The sequence below is a fragment of the Pseudooceanicola sp. NS-SX9 genome, from assembly GCF_057380705.1.
The window spans coordinates 14509-34543 of record NZ_JBXXRN010000008.1; the positions used below are offsets into that span (position 1 = coordinate 14509).

Below are 20035 nucleotides of genomic sequence, written 5' to 3' on the forward strand. Positions count from 1 at the left end.
GAATACCCCATGGCCGACCAAGCCACTGCCACTGTGGTGATCGTCGGCTCCGGCATTGCCGCGAGCCAGATCGCCCAGAAGCTCTGCAAGCAAGGTATCGACACCCTGATGCTCGAGGCGGGGCCCCGCGTCGAACGCTGGCGCGTCGTCGAGAACTACCGCAACAGCCCCTTCAAGGGCGATTTCCAGGCGCCCTACACCCCCACCGACTATGCCCCCCATCCGCAGTATTCCCCCGAGGACAGCGGCTATTTCGTCCAGTACGGCCCCGAGCCCTACAAGGCCGGCTACCTGCGCATGGCGGGCGGCACGACCTGGCACTGGTCGGCGCAGGCCTGGCGGCTGCTGCCCAACGACATGAAGCTGCAGACCCTTTATGGTGTCGGCCGCGACTGGCCCATCGGCTATGACGACCTGGAGCCCTACTACTACGAGGCCGAGGTCGAAATGGGGGTCGGCGGTCCGGTCGATACCGGCTCTCCCCGGTCGCATCCCTATCCGCAGCCGGAACTGCCGCTGTCGGATTTCGACAAGAAATTCAAGAAGGTGGTGGAACCCGCAGGCTATTACCACATCACCGAACCGGCCGCGCGCAACACGGTGGCCTTCGATGGCCGCCCGGCCTGCTGCGGCAATTCGAACTGCATGCCGATCTGCCCGATCGAGGCGCAGTACACCGGTGAAACCGCCCTGCGCAAGGCCGAGGCCGCCGGTGCCCGCCTGATCACCCAAGCCGTGGTCTACCAGATCGAGCATGACGCCAAGGGCCGCATCGTCGCCGTCCACTACAAGGACCCCGACGGCCAGAGCCACCGCGTCAGCGGCAAAATCTTCGTGCTGGCCGCAAATGCCATCGAGACGCCGAAGCTGATGCAGATCTCGACCTCGGACAAGTTCAAGAACGGCATCGGCAACGAATACGACAATGTCGGCCGCAACCTGATGGACCACCCCGGCACCTCGGTCACCTTCCTGTCGAAAGAGCCGATGTGGCCCGGCCGCGGCCCGATGCGCCTGAGCTGCATCAACAACCTGCGCGACGGCGATTTCCGCCGCGAGCATTCGGCGATGAAGCTGAACGTGGGCAACTACTCGCCCGTGCTGAACGTGTCGAAAAAGCTGATGTCGATGGGCGTCACCGGGCCGGATCTGCCGGCGATGATGCGCGACTATGCCTCTCGCTGGGTGGTGGTGAACAGCTTCTTCGACATCCTGCCTGACCCCGAGAACCGGATCGTCGCGACGGATCAGAAGGACAAGCTGGGCATCCCGAAACCGGGCGTGCACTACCGCATCAGCCCCTATATCGACAAGGCGCGCGACGTGGCGCACCAGCATTACGACCATATCGCGGGCCTGTTCGGCGCCAAGCCGGACGAGATCTGGCACGACGACAAGTACTTCAACAACAACCACATCATGGGCACGCTGATGATGGGATCGGATCCGAAGGATTCGGTCGTGGACAGCGATCTGCGGGTCTGGGATCACGAGAACCTCTTCGTGGCCTCCAGCGGCGTCATGGCCTCGGCCGGGACGGTGAACTGCACGCTGACGCTTTGCGCGCTGTCGATGCGCCTGGCCGACAAGCTGATCGAGGAGGCGAAAGCCGCATGAACCGGATCGCCACGCTGGGCGCGGGGCTGGCCATTGCGGCCAGCCTCGGCGCGCCCCTTTACGCGCAAGAAGCCAACACGCCCGAGACCTCGGCGCAGAAGCCGATGACGACCGTCCCCGCCGATCAGGTGACGACGGACAGCACCGGCCTGCTGCTGGGCAGCACCGCGGCACAGGATGGCACGCCCTTCGGCACGCCCGCGCAGGATTTCACCGATCCCGCGAACACGCTGTATCTGCCGACGCAGGTGAACGGCGCGCCGCTGACCCCGGCGACCAATTCCGGCGCGCTGCAGGTCAGCTCGGGCCTGGCCTCGGCGGACATTCCGGTGATGGCGCAGGCCGCGACGGACGACACCCCCGCCGATCCGCATCTGGCCCGGGGCCAGTACCTGACCCGCGCGGCGGACTGCGCCGTCTGCCACACCGCCGAAGGCGGGGCGAAATTCGCCGGCGGGCTGGCCTTCAAGACGCCGTTCGGGGTGATGTATTCTTCCAACATCACCTTCGACAAGGCCACCGGCATCGGTGATTGGAGCAAGCAGGACTTCATCAACGCGGTCAAGCACGGCATCCGCAAGGACGGCCAGAACCTGTATCCGTCGATGCCCTACACCTCTTATGTCAAGCTGACGGACGAGGACGCGGGCGCGATCTACGACTATCTGAAATCGCTGCCCGGCGTCACCAGCACGCCCCCCGCGAACCAGATGGGCTTTCCCTACAACCAGCGCTGGTCGCTGAAGTTCTGGAACCTGGTCAACTTCGACAACAAGGGCTTTGCCCCCGAGGCCGGCAAGGATGACCAGTACAACCGTGGCGCCTATGTGGCGACGGCACTTGGGCATTGCTCGGAATGCCACACGCCGCGCGACATCACGATGGGGCTGATGAACGGCAAGAACCTGGCCGGTGCCTCGATCGACGGCTGGACGGCCTACAACATCTCGCCCAGCATGACCGCCGGCATCGGCAGCTGGTCGCAGGACGATATCGTCCAGTACCTGAAGACCGGTTCGCTGCCCGGCAAGGCCACCACCGCAGGCCCCATGGCCGAGGTGATCTCGGAATCCACCCGCCACATGAGCGATGCGGACCTGACGGCGCTGGCCGCCTGGATGAAGGCCCAGCCCGCCCAGGACGACGGCGCTGCCGCCAGCCGCTTTGACCAGGGCAAGGTCGTTCCGGCCGCCACCATGGCGTTCCGCGGCCAGGACATCGGCGATACCCCTTCGGGGGCGGTGCTTTACAACGGCAACTGTGCGGCCTGCCACGGCCAGGGTGGCGAAGGCGTGGGCGCGAACCGCTATTATCCCAGCCTGGTGCACAACAGCGCCGTCGGGGCCGCCAGCCCGGCGAACCTGATCCAGGTGATCCTGCACGGCATCCACCGGGTCAACGACAAGGGCGAGGCCATCGTCATGCCCGCCTTCGGCACCGAGCTGAAGCCCTCGGAAGTGGCCGAGCTGGCGAATTACGTCACCGGACAGTTCGGCAACGGCCAGAAGACCGCGACGCCCGAGATGGTCCGCCAGCTGACCACCAACGACGTCAAGGTCATCCCCGGCTGGATGCTGGTTGCGGCCGGGGTCGTGGCGGCCCTCGTTGGGCTGCTGATCCTGGCGCTGATCCTGCGCGCGCTGCGCCGCCGCCGCGCCTGAAGCCCCCGCCGCGTCCCCCCGAACGGGGGGCGCGGCCCCATCGCGGCGGCGCCCGGATCGGTCTATGATGGCCTGATCCCTTTGCAGGAGCCCCGATGATCCCCGGCAAAAGCACCGACCCCACAGATTACGACCAGGCCGGGACCGGCATTGCCGCCATGTCCAAGGACTATCCCGCCGGACACCATGTGGCGCTGCATGCCCATCGCCGCGCCCAGCTGATCTATGCCACACGCGGCGTGATGGAGCTGTCGACCGGCACCGGGCTGTGGCTGATCCCGCCGCAGCGGGCGCTGTGGATGCCCGCCGGTCTGCCGCACGAGATGCGCGCCCGCGGCGCGGTTTCGCTGCGCACCCTCTATGTCCGCCAGCCCGAGGCGGCGCCGGACCGGCCGTTCTGTGTCGCCGTCTCGGGGCTGCTGCGCGAGCTGATCCTGCGCGCCGTCGAGATCCCCCTGACCCGCGCCCCCGACCCGCAGGAGGCCCGCATCCTGGCGCTGATCCCGGAAGAGATCCGCCCGGAAACCGCCGGGGCGCTGCATCTGGCGCGCCCCCGGGACCGGCGCCTGGCCCTGGTCTGCCGGGCCCTGCTGGCCGATCCCGGCGATCCGCGCGGACTGGAGGACTGGGGCCGGGTCGCCGGGGCCTCGGGGCGGACGCTGGCCCGGCTGTTCCAGCGCGAACTGGGCGTCAGCTTTCAGCTGTGGCGCAGCCAGCTGCGCGCCTTCAGCGCCGTGCCGCGCCTGGCCGCCGGAGAGCCGGTCTCGCATCTGGCGGCGGAGCTGGGGTTCGAGACCCCGGGGGCATTTGCGGCGATGTTCCGGCGCGTCATGGGATGCCCGCCCAGCCGCTACATCGCGGCCCCGGAGCAGCCGCCGGAAACGGGATTGTCCGATTTGGCGCCGTGAATGGCAGATCTCGCGACGCAGGACAGATTTTGGGGCGTTATGGAGGCGCCATGATGCCCATTTCATCCTCCCGCCGATATCTCGCGGTCGTGCTGGCCTCGACCTTTCTGCAGGGGTCGTCCTTTGTCGCGACCCAATCCGTTCTCGGGGATGTGCCGCCCCTGTGGCTGGCCGCCCTGCGCTTTCTGCTGGCGGCGGCCTCGCTGGCGCCGGTCGTGCTGCCGGCGATGCTGCGGACCGCGCGCGCGGCGCCCTTTCCCTGGTGGCAGCTGGTCCTGATCGGCCTGCTGCAGACCACCGGCGTGATGGCGCTGCTGACCATCGGGCTGACCCATGCCCCGGCGCCGCTGGCCGCCATCCTGATGGCCAGCAACCCGCTTTTGGTGGCGTTGCTGGCGGGGCTGGTGCTGAGGGAACCGGTCCGGGGCCTGGCCTGGGGCGGGCTGGCGCTGGCCTTCGTCGGGGTGGTGCTGTGCATCGGACCGGGGGCACTGCTGCAGGGCCGCATCGGCCCGGGCGCGGGGCTGGTGATGCTGGCCTCGGGCTGCTGGGCGGTCTCGACGCTGGTGTCCAAGCGGCTGGCGCTGCCGGTCAGCCCCTGGGTGCTGTCATTCTGGCAGATGCTGTTCGGCGCGGCGGGCCTGGCGGTGATCGCACTGCTGCAGGGCGAGCACTTTGCCCTGCCGGCGCATCCGGGCAGCTGGCTGGCCTTCCTGTGGCTGGGGCTGCCGGCCTCGACCGGGGCGATGGGGCTGTGGTTCGTGGCCCTGCGGATGGGCGGTGCGGTGCAGACCAGTGGCTTTCTGTTCCTGTGCCCGCTGTTTGCCGCCGTGATCGCCTATCTGGTGCAGGGCACCCGCGTCACCCCGGCCGAGGTCGCGGGCGGGCTGCTGATCGCCGTGGGCATCCTGGCGGTGACCCGTGCCGGGCGCGTCGGGCGCGTCGCAAAGGCCCCCTCCCGCTTCGGCTGACGCGGGAGGGGGGCGGGATCAGAACCGGTCGGCGCGGAAGGGCCGCAGGTCCAGCCCCGCCTCGCGCCCGGCACAAAGCGCGGCCACAAGCTGGGCGGTGCCGGCCGATTGCGTCAGCCCCAGATGCCCGTGCCCGAAGGCATAGACCACGTCACGCGATGCCCCCGAGGCCGAGATCACCGGCAAGCTGTCGGGCATCGAGGGCCGGAAGCCCATCCACTGCGTGCCCCCCGTGGGCGCAAAGCCCGGCAGGAAGTCGCGGCACTTGCGCACCAGCATCTCGGCGCGGCGGTAGTTCGGCGGCAGCTTCAGCCCGCCCAGCTCGACCGCGCCACCGATCCGCAGCCCCTCGCCAATGCGGCTGATGACAAAGCCGTGGTCGCTGAAGGTCAGATGGGTGCGCAGATCGAATTCGGCGGTCGGGAAGGTGGTGTTGTAGCCCCGTTCGGTATCCAGCGGCAGGTGCTCGCCCAGGGTGCGGGCCAGCAGGTGCGACCAGGCGCCCGCCGCCAGAACCACCTTGGCGGCGCGGCGCGGACCATCGGCGGTGATCACCTCGACGCCCTGTTCCAGCGGCCGCAGGGCACGGGTTTCGGTGATCTCGATCTGGCCGCCGGCTTCGGTGAAGCGATGCGCGACATGACGGGTCCAGGCGGCAGGATCGACCGCGTTCATCCATTTGGGCGTATAGCCCGCATGGGTAAAGCGGGCGTCGACGCCGGGCTGGATCTCGGCGATGGCACCGGGGCTTTCCAGCAGTTCGCAGGGGATGGCATGTTCGCGGCGCAGTGCCCAGGAGGGCAGGCTGGCGCGGAACGAGGCCTCGCCCTCATAGAGCTGCAGCTGGCCCTGGCGGCGCATCAGCGCCTCGCCCTGGACCTGGGTGATCAGCCGTTCCTGGGCCTGGCGCGACAGCGCCATCAGCCCGGCCTGGGCGCGCACGGCGGCGGCGTAGCGGTCCTTGCGGCTGGCCCGCCAGAATTTCAGCATCCAAGGCGTGATCTGCAGCGCATATCCCGGACGCAGCGACAGCGGGCCCAGCGGATCCAGCAGCCATTTCGGTGCCTTGCGCATGATGCCGGGGGTGGCAAGGGGTTCGATCTCGGCATAGGCGAAGGCGCCTGCATTGCCGACAGAGGTCCCCGAGGCGACGCCGGCGCGATCAAGGATGCGGACCTTGTGACCCTCGGATTGCAACGCCAGCGCGGCGGTGACACCGATGATGCCCGCGCCGATGACAAGAATTTCGTTAGGATCGGCCTCAGCCATGGCGGACCTCAGAAAATGGAAGGGGAACCGCGGCCCGGAGGGAGGCCGCGGCGGGGATCAGATCGCGATACCGTCGCGGAACGGATCGGCGGGATCGAACAGCAGCGTGCTTTCGGCCATCACATAGGCGCGCCCGGTGATGCGCGGGATGACCCCGCCCGAGGGCCCCTGGGTGTAGGACAGCCGGTAGGTGCTGCCGATGACGCTTTCCTGGACGATCTCCTGACCCTCGGCCAGCAGCCCGCGGGCCGCGAGGCTGGCCAGCCGGGCCGAACTGCCGGTGCCGCAGGGCGAGCGGTCATAGGCATCGTCGGGGCACAGCACGAAGTTGCGGCTGTGCACGCCGGGGGTCTGGGTGGGGCCGTAGAAGATCACGTGATCGACCTCGTCCACCAGCCCCTGGGCGCGCAGTGCCTCGCGGATGGCGATGCCCGCATCGGTCAGCGCGCGGATGTTGCCGGGGGTCACCGGCAGTGGGCTGGGATCGACCAGGAAGAACCAGTTGCCACCATAGGCCATGTCGCCGGTGACCGGACCCAGGCCCGGCACATCGACGCGGACATCGGCCTGCAACCGGCGGCTTTCCACGTTGGTGACGGTGACGGTGTTGGCGTCCTGGACCTCGACCGTGACGATGCCGACCGGGGTCTCGATGCGGTGCGATCCCGGGCCGATGCGACCCATATGGGCCAGCGTCACCGCCAGCCCGATGGTGCCATGGCCGCACATCCCCAGAACGGCGCCGGCATCGAAATAGATGACGCCGGTCACGCAGGAGGGATCGACCGGCGCCACCAGCAGCGCGCAGACCATCGCGACCTGGCCGCGGGGCTCCAGGCTGACCGAGCGGGTGAAGGCCCCGTGGTCCCGGGCCAGCCGCGCCGCCCGTTCCGCCAGGGACCCCGAGCCAAGCTCGGGGCCGCCGTCCAGGATCACCCGGGTGGGCTCGCCCCCGGTGTGACTGTCGATCACATGCATTCGGCGATCACCCCGCCCTGTTTCGACCAGTTCGCGAACCAGCGGTTGAACTGGTGGAACTGTGCCTCGCAGAAATGCGCCTGCGAGGGCGACAGCGCGTCGGTCTCGTTGATGTTCAGACGATATTCCTCATGGCCTTTCAGCACCATCAGATGCTTGAAGTACAGCACCAGGTCGACGCCCTCGTCGAATTTCGCCAGCACCGAGAACGCCTCGGCCAGTTCGCGGGCACGCAGGTCTGCCTCGGGGCAGCCTTCGGCGGCGCGGCGCGACAGGGCAACCTGCAGCAGCGCCTCCTGCGGGAAGATCGTGCCGATGCCGGTGATCGCGCCGACGGCGCCGCATTTGGCGAAACCGTGGTAGACCTCGGTATCGACGCCGACCATCAGGATGACGTCATCGTCCTGGCTGGTGATGTGTTCGGCCGCATAGGACAGATCCGCCTTGCCGCCGAATTCCTTGAAGCCGATCAGGCTGGGATGTTCGGCGCGCAGCTGGAAGAACAGGTCCGCCTTGGTGGCATAGCCGTAATAGGGGCTGTTGTAGATGATCGCGGGCACGTCGGGCGCAGCCGTCAGGATCGCCTTGAAGTGGTTGCGTTGCGCCGCCACCGACAGGCCCCGCGACAGCACGCGCGGGATCACCATCAGGCCTGCGGCACCGACCTTCTGGGCATGGGCGGCATGGGCGACGGCGGATTTGGTGTTGATCGCACCGGTGCCGACGATGACGGGCACACCCCCCGCGGTCAGGCGGGCGACGCCTTCCATGCGCTCTTCGTCGGTCAGCAGGGGCCAGTCACCGCAGGAGCCGCAGTAGACCACGGCGGACATGCCGGCGGCGATCATTTCCTGGCCCTTGCGCACCAGCGCGTCAAAGTCGGGCTTGCGGTCGGGGGTGCAAGGGGTCAGCAGGGCCGGAATGGTGCCGAAGAAGACGTCTTTGTTCATCGTAAAGTCCATTGCAAAGGGTAGGGGGCGGCCGGTCAGGCCAGGGAGGCGGCGGTCGCTGCAGCGTCGATCCACTGCGGCGGCGTATCGGGGGCGCGGCCGGTGCAGGCGGTCTCGGCGCATTGCGCCAGAGAGCCGAAGCGCACCGCCCGTTTGGTCAGGCCCGGGGCGTAATGGGCGTATTTGCCGGAATTGGTCATCAGCACCTGGGCCTGGGGCGGGAACACGGGTTCAGAGATCGAGCACCAGCACAGATCCGGCACCAGGGTCATCCCGGCCTCTTCCAGCCCGGCGCGGATGCCGGATGCGGTGATGCTGGCCAGGGTGGCCCGGCCCAGGGTGACGATGGCCGCCACCCCGTCGCGGACCTTGCGACCCTGCATCAGTTCCGCCAGAGCCGCGCATTCGCGGGCCGAGAAATGCGGGCTGCCGAAGGCCACCAGCTCGATCGTTTCGGCGCCAGGGTTGAAATTGGCCCAGAGGCGGGCGAAATCGGCGGGACCGATGGCGCGGGTGTCGGCGCCCGCCTGCGGCGGCAGCTCTGCTTCGGGGGTGTGGCCCGCAACATGCAGCATCGGCGCGGCCGAGGTGGTGCCGAAGGCCGCGCAAAGCGCCTTCAGGTCATCCTCGGAGGGGCTCAGCCCCTCGAGCCCGCGGATCAGCGGAATGCAGTCCGGTGCAGCCTGCCCCGCCAGCCAGCCCAGCATCGGCCAGAAGGCATCGTCGGCCCCCGGCGGGCAGGTGACCTGCAGAATGCGGGCGGGGCGGCGGTTTTCGGGCAGATAGACCCCGGTGCGCGCGGCCCGGCCGGTCAGTGCGATGCACAGATCCATGAAATCGGCATGCTTGAGGCTGCGCGCACCCAGCACGCTGTTGGCATAGATGACCGCATTGCTTTCGGCCCAGGCGATGTCCTCGCCCTGGGTGGGACGGTCTTCCAGCAGGTAGGGGGCGCAGGTAAAGCTGGGACGGGCGCCCATCTCGACATAGGCGTCGGCCAGCTGGCTGGCGGGCAAACCGAAGGATTCAGCCACGCCCTGGGCCCGCCAGTTGGCATGATCGACCGAGATCGCATTCATCGTGGTTGGCACGCAGACCCGTCCCCCCTTGTCGGCCATGGCACGGGCAAAGGTCAGGAAGGCCGGGCTGGCATAGATGCAGCCGTCGATATGCACGCGGCTGACATCGACCAGCGCCTGCGCGCCCTGGGCCCGCGCCATGGTGGTGATGATCTGCATGGCAAGCTGCGCGGCGGGGCCCCGGGCGCCCTCCAGCAGGGCCTGGTCGCCGGCCTCTAGCTGCAGGGCGTTATCGGCCCCTTCCAGCGGCCAGTCGATGGCACCGGCGCTCAGGCGTTCGGGGGTGATACGGGCCTGGGATTCCTGTGCCAGACGGTCGTATTCCGCGCCGCTCAGCCGGATCACGGCAATGCCATGGCCAAACAGCAGACCGGCGACCAGCGCCCCCAGGGTCAGGATATCCTCGCCCTCACGGAAGATCAGCGCCCGGGGCGCCGCGCCTGCGAAGGCCAGCCCCAGCAGCACGCCGCTGCCGGTGCAGGACCCGCGGCTGGTCGGCATCATCACGATCTTTCCAGCCAGGCCTTCGCCGTGCTGGGGATGCAGCGTGTCGATGATCTGTCCCGTGGCCGGATCGACACCGCCCCAAACGCTCAGACCCTCCTGGCACAGAAGGATCGGTCCCTGAACCGTTGCCGGCACGATCAGCTTGGCCATGTCTGCTCCATGATATGATTGCTTGCAGCGTTTGGTTGAAAATCGCGACGAAGTAGGCCCCGCAGGTTCCCTTTCATCGTGCCGAATTGCTATTGTTGCGCTTGGTACAAAAATATGCATAAACGATCATCAATGGTAAGAAAAGAAAAAACATGACCGAAATGGAAAAAGATACGGCTCCGTCTCTCGGCGAAGACTGGGAAACCGAGCGCCAGCAGCTTCGGGATGATCTGGGTGCCCGCATGAAGGCTGTGCGCCAGGCCTGCGGCTATACGCTGGAGGTCGCGGCGCAGCGCACCGGGCTGGCCCTGTCGACGATCCACAAGATCGAGAACGGCCGGGTGTCGCCCAGCTACGAGAACCTGATCCGAATCGCCCGCGCCTATGACATCGGCATGGAACGGCTGTTCTCGGCCGATCACGAGGCCCAGCAGACCACCCGCCTGGCGATCACCCGCGCGGGGCAGGGGCGCAAGGTGCGGTCCCGCAACTTCGAATACGAGGTGCTGTGCAACGCGCTGGCGGAAAAGAAGATCATCCCCCTGGTCACCACCGTCGAACAGCGCCCGCCGCTGACCCGCACCGATCTGGAATCCCACGACGGCGAGGAAACCCTTTACGTGCTGTCGGGCCGGGTCGAACTGACGGTCGAGCATTACGAGACGGTGATCCTGGAACCGGGCGACTGCGCCTATTTCGACAGCACCATCAAGCACGGGCTGCGGGCCATGGACGACACCGAAACCAAGGTGTTCTGGGCCTGCACCTACATCGACGTGGACAAGTAGCACCGCTGCCGCTGCCGCGCCCGTTCACTGCATCCTGAAGGAGACTGCCACATCATGGCTGACCAGCACATCATCACCGTCGAGCGGCTCATGGCCCGCGTCCAGGCGATTTTCGAAAAGAGCGGGCTGAGCCCCGACAATGCCCGCGCCGTGGCCCATGTCATCGTCGCCGGCGAGCGTGATGCCTGCAAGTCGCATGGCCTTTACCGCATCGAGGGCTGCCTGCAGGTTCTGGCGGCCGGCAAGGTGCATGGCGACGCGGTGCCGGCGGTGCACGACAGCGGCACGGCGGTGATCGAGGTCGATGCCGGCGGCGGGTTCTCGAACCCGGCCTTCTATGCCGCGCTGGATCTGCTGGAGGCGCGCGCGCGCAACAGCGGGCTGGCGGCGCTGGTGATCCGCGACTGCCTGCATTTCTCGGCGCTGTGGCATGATGTCGAGGCGCTGGCGGCGCGCGGTCTGGCAGGCCTTTCGATGTGCCCCAGCTATTCGGTAGTGGCGCCCGCCGGTGGCAAGACGCCGCTGTTTGGCACCAACCCGATCGCCTTCGGCTGGCCGCGTCCGGGCCCGCATCCCTATGTCTTCGACTTTGCCACCAGCGTCGCCGCCCGGGGCGAGATCGAGCTGCACCGCCGCGCCGGCACCCCGATCCCCGAAGGCTGGGCCATCGATGCCGAGGGCCAGCCCACCACCGATCCCGATGCGGCGCTGGCAGGGGCGATGCTGCCCTTCGGCGCGCACAAGGGTTCGGCCATCTCGACCATGGTCGAGCTGCTGGCGGGCGCCATGCTGGGCGAGTTCATGAGCCGCGAAGCGCTGGATTTCATGGGGGATTCCGCCCTTCTGCCGCGCCACGGCGCATTGATCCTGGCGCTGGATCCGCAAAGCTTCGCCAAGCGCAGCGGCCGCGATCCGATTGCCGAGGGCGAAAAGCTGCTGACCGCGATCAACGCCCAGGGCGCGCGTCTGCCTTCCGAACGTCGCTTTGCCGCCCGGGCACGCGCGCTGTCGGACGGGATCGTGCTGAGCGATGCCGAAATGGCCCAGCTGGACCGGTTCGAGGCCCTGGGCCTGGCGGCGCTGGACGCCTGATCGCCCCGCTTCGGACAGCGAAAAAGGCGCGGGAGGGATCCCGCGCCTTTCTTTCTTCCTTGGGTTTCCCTTCCCCCAAGGGGGCCGCGCCCAAAGGCGCGGTGGATCAGCGCACGCTGGCCAGGAACTGCTTGGTGACCTCCTCGCGGGGGTCGTTGAACAGCTGCTCGGGCGCGCCGATCTCGGCCATGATGCCTTTGTGGAAATAGGCCACGCGGTGCGACACGTCGCGGGCAAAGGCCATCTCATGCGTGACGCAGATCATCGTCATGCCTTCTTCGGCCAGCATCTTCAGCGTCTCCAGAACCTCGCCCACCAGCTGCGGGTCCAGCGCCGAAGTCACCTCGTCGAACAGCATGTAGTCGGGCGACATCGCCAGCGCCCGGGCAATCGCCATGCGCTGCTGCTGGCCCCCCGACAGCCGGGTCGGATAGGTCGAGAGCTTTTCGCCCAGCCCCACATGGCGCAGCTGCTTTTCGGCAATGGCCTCGGCCTCGGCCTTCGACAGGCCCAGCACCTTGCGCGGCGCCAGGGTGACGTTCTCCAGCACGGTCAGATGCGGGAAGGCATTCCATTGCTGGAACACGATGCCGATCTTCTGGCGCAGCGTGTTCAGGTTGGTGGACTTGGCATGCACCTCGGTGCCGTCGACCAGGATGCGGCCGCTGTCGATGGGCTCCAGCCCGTTGATGCAGGTCAGCAGCGTCGACTTGCCCGAGCCCGAGCCGCCGATCACCGTCAGCACCTCGCCCCTGGCGACGGTCAGGTCGATGCCCTTCAGCACCTCCATCTTGCCGAAGGACTTGCGGACATTCTGGATCTCAATCATGGGACCACCTTTTCTCGAGATAGCCGCCGAAACGTGCCAGCGGGAGGCTGATGATGAAGTAGAACGCGCCGCAGATAAGCAGCAGGAACAGCGGCTCCTGCAGGCGGGTGATGAGGATCTGGGTGGATTTCAGCAGCTCGGTCACCTGGACGACATAGACCAGCGCGGAATCCTTCATGACGCCAAGCGCCAGCCCGATCCAGGACGGCAGCGCGATGCGGGTCGCCAGCGGCAGCACGATATAGCGCATGTCCTGGCCCCAGCTCATCCCGAGCGAACGGGCGGCACGGCGGGTGGTGGCGGGCACGGCATCCATGCCGCCGCGCACGATCTCAGAGCAATAGGCGCAGGTGTAAAGCGACAGGACTGCGCAGGCCACGGCAAAGCCCGAAATGTCGAGCTGCAGCACCATGCCCAGGAAGGCATTGGCCAGCACCAGCTGGATCAGCAGCGGGATCGAGCGGAACAGGTCCAGCACGAAGGTCATCGGCGCGGCCCAGACGGCGCCCAGCTGGACCCGCAGCACGCCGCACACGATCCCCAGCACGGTGCCGATGGCGACCGAGATCGCGGTGACCAGCACGGTCATGCCCGCACCCTGGGCCAGGAAGATCACGTCTTTCAACGAGAGGGCGGTATCGAACATCGGTCTTCCCCTCAGTAGCGGAACAGGCGGGCGGCCAACAGCCGGGCCCCCAGCGTGATGATCTTGGTGATCACGTAGAAGATCACGGCGGCGATGGCGAACAGTTCGAACGTGCGGAAGGTCAGCGCGTTCAGATCCTGGGTGACGCCGTAAAGGTCGGTGTTCATGCCCACCGTCACCCCGAGCGAGGTCATCAGGATCGCCCAGACCATCTGGTTGGTCATCGGCAGGAAGGCGATGCGCAGCATCTGCGGCAGGATGATGTAGCGGAAGGCCTTCATCTGCGACATCCCCAGAGAGCGCCCGGCGCGGGTCTGGGTGTCGGGAATGGCCTTCAGCGCACCGCGAAAGTTCTCGGCCAGGTAGCCGGCATTGTTGAAGGTGATGCCGATGAGCAGCGACACGAAGGGAGAGAAGTGGATGCCGAAACTCGCCACGCCGAAATGCGCCATGTAGATCTGGAACAGCGCGGGGGTGTTGCGGGCGACCTCGACCCAGGTGGTGGCAATGGCCGACAGGGGACGGGACCCCGACAGCCGCAGCAGCGTCAGCACGACAGCCAGCGCGATGCCGATCACCATGGACAGGATCGCGACCTCCATCGTGACGACGGCACCATCCAGCATCTTCGGAAGGTAGGCCAGCGCCTGCCCCCATTGGAAGGTGTAATCGAACATGTGATAAGCGCCTGATAAAGCTAATAAAGGCGGCGCAGGTCAAGCCTGCGCCGCGGGTTCAGCCGATCAGGCTCAGCGGTAGACGCCCGGCACGGTCAGGTCGGGCAGGTCGCCACCGACCCACTTGCCGTAAAGCTCGGCATAGCGGCCGGTGCGGACCTCGTGGTTGATGAAGTTGTTGAGGTAGTTGATCAGCCCGTATTCGTCACGCTTGGCGAACAGCGCCACATAGTCGGTGTCGAAGGGCGCCTTGCCGACCACTTCGATGCCGTCGAATTTGCCGGATTTCACATTGGCCTGCGCCACGGTCGAGGTCGACACGGTGGCATCGATCTGGCCCTGCGCCAGCGCCAGGAAGACATCGGCCTGGGTCTGGTAAGGGCGGAAGCTGCCGCTGCCCCAGGCATCGACCTGCTTTTGCAGCGCGATCGCCTCGAAGGTGCCGGCGACGGCGCCGACAGTGTGGCCCTTCATGTCGTCAAACGACTTGATGCCGGTGCCATCCTTGGCAGTGACGGCCATTTCAAAGGCGAAGTAGGGGATCGAGAAGCCCACCGTCTTGGCCCGTTCCAGCGTGTCCGAGGTCGAGGCGACACCGACATCGACCTTGCCCGACATCAGCGCGGGGATACGCTCGGGGAAGGGGGTCTCGACGATCTCGGGGGTGACGCCCAGCGAGGCCGCGAGGTCCTTGCAGTAATCGACGTCAAAGCCTTCGGGCTCGTTGTTGGCGTCGCGCATGCCCATCGGCGGGAAGTCGAGCACAACGGCGCAGCGCAGCTTGCCCGAGGCGATGATCTTGTCGAGCTTGTCGGCCTGCGCGGTGCCGGCAACAGCCATCGCGGCCAGGAAGGCGGCGGTCAGGGTCAGTGTCTTCATCTGGAAAATCTCTCTCTGCCGAGGTTCCTGGCGGCCCTGCGGGACCCCGGGAACTTATTTTTTCGTACAAAGCTTTTCTTAAATGAAAAATCCTAGCTCGTGAAGAAAAACTTTGTTATAGAAGAGAAGATTTCCACAACCGACTGAAAAGACTTCGGGAATATGACAGGCGCCAGCCCCCCCGGGCGGCGCGATGTCCCAGAAAGGACCAGGCATGACCTTCACCCCGCATGGCCGCCACCTGATCGCAGGCCACTGGCTGGACGGCGACTCCCGCTTCACCTCCGAACCTGCCGAGGGGCCGGGCTTTGACTTTGCCGTGGGCACGCCGGCGCTGGTCGATGCCGCCTGCCAGGCCGCCGAGGCCGCCTTCGAGGCCTATGCCGCCACCAGCCGCGCCGAACGCGCCGCCTTCCTGGAGGCCATTGCCGACCAGATCGAGGCCCGTGCCGAGGCGATCACCTGGATCGGCAGCCGCGAAACCGGCCTGCCCGAGGCGCGCCTGCAGGGCGAGCGCGGCCGAACCACCGGCCAGCTGCGGCTGTTTGCGCAGCACATTCTGGCGGGCGACTACCTGGACCGGCGCCATGACGCCGCACTGCCCGACCGCCAGCCGCCGCGCCCTGACATCCGTCTGATGCAGCGCCCCATCGGCCCGGTCGCGGTCTTCGGGGCCTCGAATTTCCCGCTGGCCTTCTCGGTGGCGGGCGGCGACACGGCGGCGGCGCTGGCGGCGGGCTGTCCGGTCGTGGTCAAGGGCCATTCCGCCCATCCCGGCACCGGCGAAATCATCGCCGAGGCGATCCTGGCCGCCATTGAGGCCACCGGCATGCCCGGGGGCGTGTTCTCGCTGGTGCAGGGCGGGCGGCGCGATGTCGGCGAGGCGCTGGTGCAGCATCCGGCGATCACGGCCGTAGGGTTCACCGGCTCTCTGGTCGGGGGACGTGCGCTCTTTGATCTTTGCGCGCGGCGGCCGACGCCCATCCCCTTCTTCGGCGAACTGGGCAGCGTCAACCCGATGTTCGTGCTGCCTGCAGCGCTCGGGGCGCGCGCGGCGGCGATCGGGGCGGGCTGGGCGGCCTCGCTGACCATGGGCGCGGGGCAGTTCTGCACCAACCCCGGCATTGCCGTGGTCCCCGAGGGCCCCGAGGGCGATGCCTTCGTGGCCGCAGCCGCCACCGCCCTGCAGACGGCACCCGCGCAATGCATGCTGACCGAAGGGATCGCCCGGGCCTATCGCGATGGCCAGGCGCGCTTTGACGGCCATGCCGCCGTGACCCCGATCAGCCGCAGCGACAGCAGCGGGCGCCTGGCCTGCCCCAACCTTTACCAGACCGATGTCGAAAGCTATCTGAACGACCACACCCTGGGAGAAGAGGTCTTTGGCCCGCTGGGCCTGGTGATCCGCATTGCCGATCCGGCACAGATGCCCGCCCTGGCGCGGGGCTTTGCCGGCCAGCTGACCGCCACGCTGCACATGGAGGAGGACGACACGCCGCTGGCCCGCGCCCTGCTGCCGATCCTGGAGCGCAAGGCCGGTCGCGTGCTGGTCAACGGCTTCCCGACCGGGGTCGAGGTCTGCGACGCGATGGTCCATGGCGGGCCCTATCCGGCCTCGACCAATTTCGGCGCCACCTCGGTCGGCACAATGTCGATCCGCCGCTTCCTGCGCCCGGTCAGCTACCAGAACCTGCCGGCGGCATTGCTGCCCGCCGATCTGGCCTGAACAAAGGAGCCCCGGCCATGCCGATCATCCGTATCGAGCTGTTCCCCGGCCGCGATCACGCCACCAAGATGGAGATCGCGACCGGCATCACCCGCCTGCTGCAGGACACGGCCGGCATCGCCCCTGCGGCAACGACGGTGATCTTCACCGAAGTATCCCCCTGCGACTGGGTGGTCGCAGGGCACCCCTATGCCACCCCCAACCCGGAGGACTGACCATGCGGTCGCGTCTGAACATCAGTGTCGTCGGCTGCCATGCCGAAGGTGAAATCGGCGATGTCATCATCGGCGGCGTGCTGCCGCCCGAGGGCAACACCATGATGGAGCGCATGATCGCGATGGAGCGCGATCACGACCATATCCGCCAGCTGCTGATCTGCGAGCCCCGCGGATCCGTGGCGCGCCATGTCAACCTGATCGTGCCGCCGATCACCCCCGGCTGCGCTGCGGGCGCTATCGTGATGGAGCCCACCGAATACGTGCCGATGTCGGGTTCGAACACGATCTGCATCGCCACGGTGCTGCTGGAAACCGGCATGGTCCCGATGCAAGAGCCGGTCACGCGCTTCAAGCTCGACATGCCCGGCGGCGTGATCGAGGTGACCGCGCAATGCGAAGACGGCCGCTGCCGCAGCATCACCTTCCGCAACGCTCCGGCCTTTGCCGCCGTGCTGGACGGGGCGCTCGAGGTCGAGGGCCACGGCACGATCCCGCTGGACATCGCCTATGGCGGCATGTTCTTCGGCATCGTCGATGCCCAGGCCCTGGGCTTTCAGGTGCGCCCCGACGAGGCCCGCGACCTGGCGATCCTGGGCGAGAAGATCCGCAAGGCCGCCCGCGAACAATTCGACGTGGTGCATCCCGATTTCGACAATGTGCGCGGCGTCTCGATCGTGCAGTTCGCCATGCCCTACGAGGGCAGCGGCCAGGTCACCCGCAACACCTGCATCGTGGCGCCCGGGCGTTCGGACCGCTCGCCGACGGGCACCGGGACCTCGGCGCGGATGGCGGTGCTGCAGGCCCGGGGGCAGATGCAGGCCGGGGACGAGCTGATCCATGCCTCGATCATCGGCTCGCGCTTCATCGGCAAGATCCTCTCGGTCGAGCAGACGGCCGGGCGCACCACGATCATCCCCCAGATCACCGGACGGGCCTGGATCACCGGCCAGCATTCCTACCTGCTGGACCCCGAGGATCCCTGGCAGAACGGCTACATGCTGTCCGACACCTGGGGCGTGACGCCGACCCTGAAACAGTAAGGCACCCCGGCCCACCGCCGGTTCCGGCCTCTGCCCCGATCGGGGCAGGGGCCTTTTTCATGTCTGACCGGCACCACGGCACCGCGCCGGAACACCGATCAATTTCAATTTGGATTATATTACATGCACAGTAAAAATTTTTAGCTTATTTTTTAATCCTATTATACCGTATTATACATACGAATCTGGCACCCTCCCCGGATCCCGCCGTACCCAGAGCCACAGAGGCCACCGCCTCTTCGGATTCGAACCAGCGAACAGACTGGTCCCGCCGGCGCGATGCCGGGGCTCATCACAGGGAGTGCACATGAAACGAATGAAGAAAGCCGTCCTGCCGGCACTGGCGCTGCTGGCGCTGAGCCCCCAGGGCGCGATGGCCGAGCGCGGCAGCGACGGGCAGCTGAACGTCCTGATCTGGCAGGCGCCCTCGACCATGAACCCCTATCTGTCGGGTGGCACCAAGGACCTTCTTGCGGCCTCCTTCGTGCTGGAACCCCTGGCGCGCTACGACCAGAACGGCGACATGGTGCCCTACCTGGCCGAGACCATCCCCACCCTTGCCAATGGCGGTGTGGCGGCGGATTACACCTCGGTCACCTGGACGCTGAAGGCCGGGCTGAAATGGTCCGACGGCAGCGACGTGACCGCCGATGACGTGGTCTTCACCTGGCAATACTGCACCGACGAGGCCGGCGGCTGCGCCCAGAGCAGCTTCTTCAAGGGTGTCAGCAAGGTCGAGGCGCTGGACCCGCGCACCGTCAAGGTCAGCTTCGACGCGCCCACGCCCTATCCCTACGGGCCCTTCGTCGGCGAACGCTCTCCGATCCTGCAGAAGCGGCAGTTCGCCGATTGCCTGGGCGCCCGGGCCGCCAGCTGCACCGCGCAGAACTTTGCCCCCGTCGGCACCGGCCCCTTCATGGTGACCGAATTCCGCCCCAATGATGTCGCCACCCTGGCCGCCAATCCCGATTACCGCGACCCTGCCAAGCCTGCTTTCGCCGGCGTCGTGCTGAAGGGCGGCGGCGATCCGGCCTCGGCGGCGCGGGCGGTGCTGGAAACCGGCGAATTCGATTACGCCTGGAACCTGCAGGTCGAACCCGAGGTGCTGGAGCAGATGACCCAGGCCGGCAAGGGCGTTCTGGTGACCGCCTTCGGCTCGGGCGTCGAGCGGATGGAGATGAACCAGTACAACCCCGACCCGCAGCTGGGCGACAAGCGTTCGACCCGCGAGGGCGGCCCGCATCCCTTCCTGACCGATCCGGCCGTGACCCGCGCCCTGTCGATGGCGATCGATCGCGCCACGCTGGTGGCGGCGGGCTATGGCGCGGCCGGCAAACCCACCTGCAACAACCTTGCGGCCCCCGCCGTCTATGCCTCGCAGGCCAATGACGCCTGCCTGACCCAGGACATCGACGGCGCCAACAAGCTGCTGGACGAAGACGGCTGGCTGCGCGGCAAGGACGGCATCCGCGTCAAGAACGGTGTCCGCCTGTCGATCCTGTTCCAGACCAGCACCAATTCGGTCCGCCAGGCCACGCAGGAGCTGATCAAGAGCTGGTGGAAGCAGATCGGCGTCGAAACCGAACTGCGCAACATCGCCTCTTCGGTGTTCTTCGGCGGCGACGTGTCCAGCACGGATACGGTGCAGAAGTTCTTTGCCGATGTCGAGATGTTCAACAAGCCCTTCAGCGGCACCGATCCCGCCAGCTACCTGGCCGGCTGGACCTGCGCCAACATTCCCACCCCCGCGAACGGCTGGCTGGGCGAGAACATGGCCCGCTACTGCAACCCGGCCTATGACGCGCTGGTCGACAAGCTGAACGCCACGGCCGATCTTGACGCCCGCGCGGCGATTGCCAAGCAGCTGAACGACATGATCGTGCAGGCAGGCGCCATCATCCCGCTGGTGCATCGCGGCAGCATCGCCGCCCATGCCAAATCGCTGGGCGGGGTCGAGATGAACGCCTGGGATTCCGAGGCCTGGAACGTGGCCGACTGGTACCGCGAAAAATGATCCCCGTGCCGCTGCCGGGATCCCGGCGGCGGCCTT

The 20035-nt window shown here is 67.2% G+C and carries 18 protein-coding genes; 10 read left to right on the forward strand and 8 right to left on the reverse strand.

Annotated features, from left to right (window positions below; translation table 11 throughout):
- Positions 1-9 precede the first annotated feature (9 nt).
- From AC2ITM_RS24215 to AC2ITM_RS24230, 4 genes are all read left to right on the forward strand, one after another.
- Positions 10-1617, forward strand: coding sequence for a GMC family oxidoreductase (locus AC2ITM_RS24215; RefSeq protein WP_486470922.1), 1608 nt, complete (start codon positions 10-12; stop codon positions 1615-1617).
- Entirely contained in the window at positions 1614-3278 is a 1665-nt protein-coding gene (locus tag AC2ITM_RS24220) for a c-type cytochrome (RefSeq protein WP_486470923.1), read from the forward strand. Before AC2ITM_RS24215 ends, AC2ITM_RS24220 begins: the two co-directional genes overlap by 4 nt.
- 95 nt (positions 3279-3373) lie before the next feature.
- Complete coding sequence (locus AC2ITM_RS24225) at positions 3374-4186, forward strand: AraC family transcriptional regulator (RefSeq protein ID WP_486470924.1); 813 nt, start codon at positions 3374-3376, stop codon at positions 4184-4186.
- 53 nt (positions 4187-4239) lie between these two features.
- Positions 4240-5157 carry a DMT family transporter gene (locus tag AC2ITM_RS24230; RefSeq protein WP_486470925.1) on the forward strand — a complete coding sequence of 306 codons (918 nt, stop codon included), beginning with the start codon at positions 4240-4242 and terminating at the stop codon, positions 5155-5157.
- Between the two features lie 18 nt (positions 5158-5175).
- Here AC2ITM_RS24230 and AC2ITM_RS24235 read toward each other — a convergent pair whose 3' ends face one another.
- Genes AC2ITM_RS24235 through lhpI form a run of 4 tightly spaced genes read right to left on the reverse strand, consistent with a single transcriptional unit; the run spans position 5176 to position 10090 of the window.
- Positions 5176-6426, reverse strand: coding sequence for an NAD(P)/FAD-dependent oxidoreductase (locus AC2ITM_RS24235; RefSeq protein ID WP_486470926.1), 1251 nt, complete (start codon positions 6424-6426; stop codon positions 5176-5178).
- Between the two features lie 57 nt (positions 6427-6483).
- Entirely contained in the window at positions 6484-7404 is a 921-nt protein-coding gene (locus tag AC2ITM_RS24240; RefSeq protein WP_486470927.1) for a 4-hydroxyproline epimerase, read from the reverse strand.
- Positions 7395-8354, reverse strand: a complete 960-nt coding sequence (locus AC2ITM_RS24245; RefSeq protein WP_486470928.1) for a dihydrodipicolinate synthase family protein — start codon at positions 8352-8354, stop codon at positions 7395-7397. Before AC2ITM_RS24245 ends, AC2ITM_RS24240 begins: the two co-directional genes overlap by 10 nt.
- 35 nt (positions 8355-8389) lie before the next feature.
- Positions 8390-10090 carry a cis-3-hydroxy-L-proline dehydratase gene (gene lhpI, locus AC2ITM_RS24250; protein ID WP_486470929.1) on the reverse strand — a complete coding sequence of 567 codons (1701 nt, stop codon included), beginning with the start codon at positions 10088-10090 and terminating at the stop codon, positions 8390-8392.
- A gap of 152 nt (positions 10091-10242) precedes the next feature.
- Here lhpI and AC2ITM_RS24255 point away from each other — a divergent pair, with 152 nt between their 5' ends.
- The gene (locus AC2ITM_RS24255) at positions 10243-10878 is read left to right on the forward strand and encodes a helix-turn-helix domain-containing protein (RefSeq protein ID WP_486470930.1); all 636 of its coding nucleotides are present in this window, start codon (positions 10243-10245) and stop codon (positions 10876-10878) included.
- 54 nt (positions 10879-10932) lie between these two features.
- Positions 10933-11970, forward strand: a complete 1038-nt coding sequence (locus AC2ITM_RS24260) for an Ldh family oxidoreductase (protein ID WP_486470931.1) — start codon at positions 10933-10935, stop codon at positions 11968-11970.
- 106 nt (positions 11971-12076) lie between these two features.
- Here the strand turns inward: AC2ITM_RS24260 and AC2ITM_RS24265 are convergent, their stop codons facing one another.
- The 4 genes from AC2ITM_RS24265 to AC2ITM_RS24280 all read right to left on the reverse strand — a co-directional run bounded on the left by AC2ITM_RS24265 (position 12077) and on the right by AC2ITM_RS24280 (position 15001).
- Positions 12077-12799 (reverse strand): amino acid ABC transporter ATP-binding protein, encoded by a 723-nt coding sequence (locus AC2ITM_RS24265; RefSeq protein ID WP_486470932.1) that lies wholly within the window; start codon positions 12797-12799, stop codon positions 12077-12079.
- Entirely contained in the window at positions 12792-13445 is a 654-nt protein-coding gene (locus tag AC2ITM_RS24270; protein WP_486470933.1) for an amino acid ABC transporter permease, read from the reverse strand. Before AC2ITM_RS24270 ends, AC2ITM_RS24265 begins: the two co-directional genes overlap by 8 nt.
- An 11-nt stretch (positions 13446-13456) precedes the next feature.
- Positions 13457-14122 carry an amino acid ABC transporter permease gene (locus tag AC2ITM_RS24275; protein WP_486470934.1) on the reverse strand — a complete coding sequence of 222 codons (666 nt, stop codon included), beginning with the start codon at positions 14120-14122 and terminating at the stop codon, positions 13457-13459.
- 72 nt (positions 14123-14194) lie between these two features.
- A complete protein-coding gene (locus AC2ITM_RS24280; RefSeq protein ID WP_486470935.1) occupies positions 14195-15001 on the reverse strand; it encodes an ABC transporter substrate-binding protein in 807 nt (268 codons plus the stop codon).
- Between the two features lie 214 nt (positions 15002-15215).
- Here AC2ITM_RS24280 and AC2ITM_RS24285 point away from each other — a divergent pair, with 214 nt between their 5' ends.
- The 4 genes from AC2ITM_RS24285 (at position 15216) to AC2ITM_RS24300 (ending at position 19999) form a co-directional block, all read left to right on the forward strand.
- A complete protein-coding gene (locus AC2ITM_RS24285; RefSeq protein ID WP_486470936.1) occupies positions 15216-16727 on the forward strand; it encodes an aldehyde dehydrogenase (NADP(+)) in 1512 nt (503 codons plus the stop codon).
- A gap of 17 nt (positions 16728-16744) precedes the next feature.
- Positions 16745-16942 carry a tautomerase family protein gene (locus AC2ITM_RS24290; protein ID WP_486470937.1) on the forward strand — a complete coding sequence of 66 codons (198 nt, stop codon included), beginning with the start codon at positions 16745-16747 and terminating at the stop codon, positions 16940-16942.
- A 2-nt stretch (positions 16943-16944) separates the two neighbouring features.
- Positions 16945-17985: a proline racemase family protein gene (locus tag AC2ITM_RS24295; protein WP_486470938.1), complete on the forward strand. Its 1041-nt coding sequence runs from the start codon at positions 16945-16947 to the stop codon at positions 17983-17985.
- Positions 17986-18292: 307 nt separating this feature from the next.
- Complete coding sequence (locus tag AC2ITM_RS24300; RefSeq protein WP_486470939.1) at positions 18293-19999, forward strand: peptide ABC transporter substrate-binding protein; 1707 nt, start codon at positions 18293-18295, stop codon at positions 19997-19999.
- Positions 20000-20035 lie beyond the last annotated feature (36 nt).

Coding starts and splice junctions, on each gene's coding strand:
- AC2ITM_RS24215 (WP_486470922.1), top strand. CDS start 10: ATGGCCGACCAAGCCACTGCCACTGTGGTGATCGTCGGCTCCGGCATT.
- AC2ITM_RS24220 (WP_486470923.1), top strand. CDS start 1,614: ATGAACCGGATCGCCACGCTGGGCGCGGGGCTGGCCATTGCGGCCAGC.
- AC2ITM_RS24225 (WP_486470924.1), top strand. CDS start 3,374: ATGATCCCCGGCAAAAGCACCGACCCCACAGATTACGACCAGGCCGGG.
- AC2ITM_RS24230 (WP_486470925.1), top strand. CDS start 4,240: ATGCCCATTTCATCCTCCCGCCGATATCTCGCGGTCGTGCTGGCCTCG.
- AC2ITM_RS24235 (WP_486470926.1), bottom strand. CDS start 6,426: ATGGCTGAGGCCGATCCTAACGAAATTCTTGTCATCGGCGCGGGCATC.
- AC2ITM_RS24240 (WP_486470927.1), bottom strand. CDS start 7,404: ATGCATGTGATCGACAGTCACACCGGGGGCGAGCCCACCCGGGTGATC.
- AC2ITM_RS24245 (WP_486470928.1), bottom strand. CDS start 8,354: ATGAACAAAGACGTCTTCTTCGGCACCATTCCGGCCCTGCTGACCCCT.
- lhpI (WP_486470929.1), bottom strand. CDS start 10,090: ATGGCCAAGCTGATCGTGCCGGCAACGGTTCAGGGACCGATCCTTCTG.
- AC2ITM_RS24255 (WP_486470930.1), top strand. CDS start 10,243: ATGACCGAAATGGAAAAAGATACGGCTCCGTCTCTCGGCGAAGACTGG.
- AC2ITM_RS24260 (WP_486470931.1), top strand. CDS start 10,933: ATGGCTGACCAGCACATCATCACCGTCGAGCGGCTCATGGCCCGCGTC.
- AC2ITM_RS24265 (WP_486470932.1), bottom strand. CDS start 12,799: ATGATTGAGATCCAGAATGTCCGCAAGTCCTTCGGCAAGATGGAGGTG.
- AC2ITM_RS24270 (WP_486470933.1), bottom strand. CDS start 13,445: ATGTTCGATACCGCCCTCTCGTTGAAAGACGTGATCTTCCTGGCCCAG.
- AC2ITM_RS24275 (WP_486470934.1), bottom strand. CDS start 14,122: ATGTTCGATTACACCTTCCAATGGGGGCAGGCGCTGGCCTACCTTCCG.
- AC2ITM_RS24280 (WP_486470935.1), bottom strand. CDS start 15,001: ATGAAGACACTGACCCTGACCGCCGCCTTCCTGGCCGCGATGGCTGTT.
- AC2ITM_RS24285 (WP_486470936.1), top strand. CDS start 15,216: ATGACCTTCACCCCGCATGGCCGCCACCTGATCGCAGGCCACTGGCTG.
- AC2ITM_RS24290 (WP_486470937.1), top strand. CDS start 16,745: ATGCCGATCATCCGTATCGAGCTGTTCCCCGGCCGCGATCACGCCACC.
- AC2ITM_RS24295 (WP_486470938.1), top strand. CDS start 16,945: ATGCGGTCGCGTCTGAACATCAGTGTCGTCGGCTGCCATGCCGAAGGT.
- AC2ITM_RS24300 (WP_486470939.1), top strand. CDS start 18,293: ATGAAACGAATGAAGAAAGCCGTCCTGCCGGCACTGGCGCTGCTGGCG.